This window comes from Streptomyces sp. NPDC060027 (genome assembly GCF_042737005.1).
GTDB lineage: Bacteria > Actinomycetota > Actinomycetes > Streptomycetales > Streptomycetaceae > Streptomyces.
The window spans coordinates 1-3,552 of the sequence record NZ_JBHWVI010000405.1 but is presented as its reverse complement, the minus strand read 5'-3'; the positions used below and the strand labels follow the sequence as shown (position 1 = coordinate 3,552).

Annotated in this window: 2 protein-coding genes; one reads left to right on the top strand and one right to left on the bottom strand. The window is 75.8% G+C overall.

Features of this window, described 5'->3' with window-relative positions:
• Positions 1 to 132: 132 nt before the first annotated feature.
• Entirely contained in the window at positions 133 to 2,865 is a 2,733-nt protein-coding gene (locus ACFWBT_RS42320) for a hypothetical protein (RefSeq protein WP_385709963.1), read from the bottom strand.
• 46 nt (positions 2,866 to 2,911) lie between these two features.
• On the opposite strand from ACFWBT_RS42320, the gene ACFWBT_RS42315 reads away from it, so the two are divergent.
• Entirely contained in the window at positions 2,912 to 3,469 is a 558-nt protein-coding gene (locus ACFWBT_RS42315; protein WP_385709960.1) for a hypothetical protein, read from the top strand.
• Positions 3,470 to 3,552: the final 83 nt, after the last annotated feature.

The window sequence follows — 3,552 nt, the reverse complement described above, 5'->3', positions numbered from 1 at the left end:
CGGATCGAGCAGCAGTTCGCACAGGTAGCCCACGTCTGATCCAGCGGCGACGGACTGGGATGTACCGGCACGGCCCCGCCCCACCCACCGGCCCGCAGGCACCGGCACCCGCACCGGACCCCGCACACGAGGTCAGCGCCCCGGCGACGGCGGCCGCGGCACCCGCGGCGGCTGACCCGGCGCGACAGGCCCGGGCGCCGAGCCGGGAACGGGACCCCCAGGAGTGGCCGAACCCCGGCCGGACTGCCGGCGAGCCGCGCCCGCGACAGGATTGACGGGGCCGCTGGAGCCCGGCGCCACGCCCGGCCCCCCGGGTGTCGCCGCAGCCGCAGCCGCGGCCGTCGCCCCCGCCACCGCCGGCCTGCCCCAGCTCTCCGGAACCGAGGTGTGCCGCTCCACCGTCCCGCGCTCCCGCGCCGCGGCCAGCCGGGCCGCCTGCTGCGCCGTGGGGGCGAACCCCGGCGCCGCGTTGCCGCTCTGGGACGGGACCTGGCGGGCGGCCATGGCGTTCAGGGCGGCCTGGGTGTCACGGGGGAAGACATCACGGGGCAGCAACTGCGACGCCGCACCGGTCACCTCGACGCGGCGCTGCCCACCCCCCGTCTCGAAGGTGACGCCGTAGCCGAGGAACTGCCGGTCCTGATCGAACATCAGGTCCCCCCGCACCTGCCCGCCCCCCGCCCGGGTCCGCTCAGCCAGATCCTGGAGAGCCTCCGGCATCGGCGCGGTCCGCCCGAGGCTCGCCACATACGCCTCCGCCTCCACGTGCCCCTCCCGGAACCGCGGCTTCCCGTCGGACCCGGTGTGCATCTGCACGGCGCCCACCCGGTTGTCGGGGTGGATGTCGATGGTGAGGCGGCCGTCACCGCCGTACTCGCTGACGAACCGCTCACGCATCGCGGTGAACTGGACCTGGTTCTCCAGCGCCGGGGGCAGGTTCGGCCCGTAGATGGTGACCCGGGCCTCGGGGTCGGCCTCCAGGATGATCTCGGCGTTGGCCACCCCCGTGCCGCCGGCACCCGCGACCAGCCAGGTCTTCGGTGCGCCCTCGCCGCTCACGTCGAAACGGTTCTCGGCGATCTCGTCACCGATGAAGACCCGACCGGGCGCGGCGTCCCTCGCCCGCTCCCACTGGGCCGTGGCGTCGAGCGTCTGGAGCGCGGCCCGCGCGCCGCCGCCCGAGCGCAGTCCGTCCAGCACGCCTTCCTCCCGCAGGATCCCGAGGGTCTGCTGTGCGCCGGTCGCCCCGGCCAGCCGGGCGTGCACCGGGGAGTCGGCGGGCAGCTGCCCGCGTACGGCGTCGAGGGCCTCCGGCAGATTGACCACGTCCCGGCGGTCGACGCCCGGCACCATCTCCGGCGGCAGCCCGGTGGCGACGGTCGGGGTTCCTTCGACCTTGACGTAGACGTCCGAGGAGCCGTCGCCCGGGCGGATGTGCGCGTACAGATGGCCGTCCTGAGCCGGGACCAGCCGCGCGGTCCCGTCGACGACCGGTCCGCGTACGGCGAGCTCGTCCTCCCACAGGCGTACCGCGTCACGCGGCACCCGCGCGGTCGGGTCGGCGAACTGGTGGGCGTCGCCGAGCCCGGTCGTCCGCATGTCCCGTACCTGGTCGGGGGACTGGACGATGCCCTGGCCGGGGTCCAGGTGCCAGCGACCGCGCGCGTCGACGAGCAGGGCGTCCGGGTCGCGCCCGACGAGGCTGGCGCCACCGCCGATGACGACTTCGCGGGTGGGCCACGCGCCCGTCGTGGCGGCCTCCGCGCGCAGCTGCTCCAGCGTGCCGGCGGCGGCCCGGGTGCGCTGATCGGCGGCCCGGGCCGCCGCCCCGGGGAGTTCATAGCGCGGGACGGGGGAGCCGTCGGGCCGGAACCCCGGCAGCGGAGGGGCGTCGGCGGACGTCCCGAGGGGCCGGGCGTGCTCGGCCCGCGACCGGAACTCCCGGAGTTCGGCCACGTCGGCGGCGCCCAACCGCTCGACAGGGACGGCCAGTTCGCGCAGGGCGTCGGTGGCCATCGGGGTCAGGTGCTGGTCGACGATGTCGCGGCGGATGTCGGCGGCCTGGAACTCCGCCGCGTACCGCTCGGAGCCGACCGGAGCCTGAGGCCGCAGCCCGGTGTGGTCGATGAGCGCCGACAACTCGCCGCGCGCCTCCGCGCGTCGGGAGGCGTCGAGGGTGGTGTCGTTCATGCGGGCGGCCAGGTAGTTCAGCTCGCCGACCCGGCCGAGGTCCTCCTCGGTGAGGCTCAGGCGCCGTTCCGTGGCGCCGAGCCGCCCCCGGGCCAGCAGGTCGTCGTGGCTCGGTGCGACGCCCGCGACCTCGGGGTCGCCGGCGGCGGCACGGGTCGCCCGGTCGCGCACCGCGAGCAGTTCGCCGACCTCGTGGCTCAGCGCCCGGCCGACCTGCCGCGGGTCCATGCGGTCGGAGAGCTGGACGACGTGCTGGTCCGAGGTGGTGTTGACGTGCGTCCGCGCGACCGTGCCGGAGGGGAGCGGTACGGCGTCCAGACGCAGGGTGAGGTCCCTGCCCCGGTCGTCGGTGAGCGCGAAGAAGCGGTCGCCCGCGGCGCCGGACCGCAGCTCGACCGAGCGCAGCCGCTGCGGGTACAGGCTCTGCACCACCATCGGCAGGGTGCTCTCCGCCTGCGCGACGACGGCGGCCTGCCGCCCGGGATCAGGGGCCGTGCCGGTGCCCGAGACGAAGCGGCTGCCCGCGACGTCGGTCGCGGTGATGACGGTCGGTTCCGGCCGCGGCGCCGGGGCCGCGGCCGGGGTGTCCCGCCGGGTGTCCTCCGAGGTGTCCCGCCGGGTCTCCGCCGGGGCGGAGCGGCCCGGGTCCCTGCGGTCGAGCGGTTCCTGGTCCACTGGCACTTTCCCCCTTGGCCGGCCTCGTGGCACGTAAGATCTTGGCATGCTGATCGCCCGTTCGACGCAGGAAGCACACCTCTACATGGACCTGCGCGCGTGTGTGTGCGGGGCGGAGGACTTCGAGCGCGAGCACCGTCTCGACGAGCGTGACGGTGTGCTGATCGCGGTGTACGAAGGGGTCTGTCCGCAGTGCGGCCGCGCCCGCTCCTTCGCTTTCCGGCTCACCGACGAACTCCCGCCCGCGCCACCGGCGTTCGGCGGTGCCGAGCCCTCGCGGATCATCGACCCCGGGGAGTTCCTGTGGGTCGCCGACCAGGTCGCCACGGACACGGGGCTGCGGCTGCTGCACACGCCGCCCGCCGAGCGGCGCGAGCAGCGCGCGGGTTCCGCGTTCGCGCTCGCGGCGGTGGAGGAGGTCCTCAAGTTCCTTCCGGAGGGCGCCGATCGCGTCCCCGAGGAGCTGTTCACCTCGGAGCGCGGCCGGGAGGTGTTCCACAAGAACCCGCGCCGTTTCGAGCGGGCCGGACTCCTGGAGAACATCGCCCGCAAGCGCCGCATCCTGGAAGGCGTCGACCACGTCGGCCCGCCGCCGGGCGCGTAGGCGCGTCACGGCGTACGCGGGGGTCGGGGCGCGGCGCTCGCCGCGGCCGGGGGCGCGGTGCCGGGTGCGGTCGGTGTCCGTCC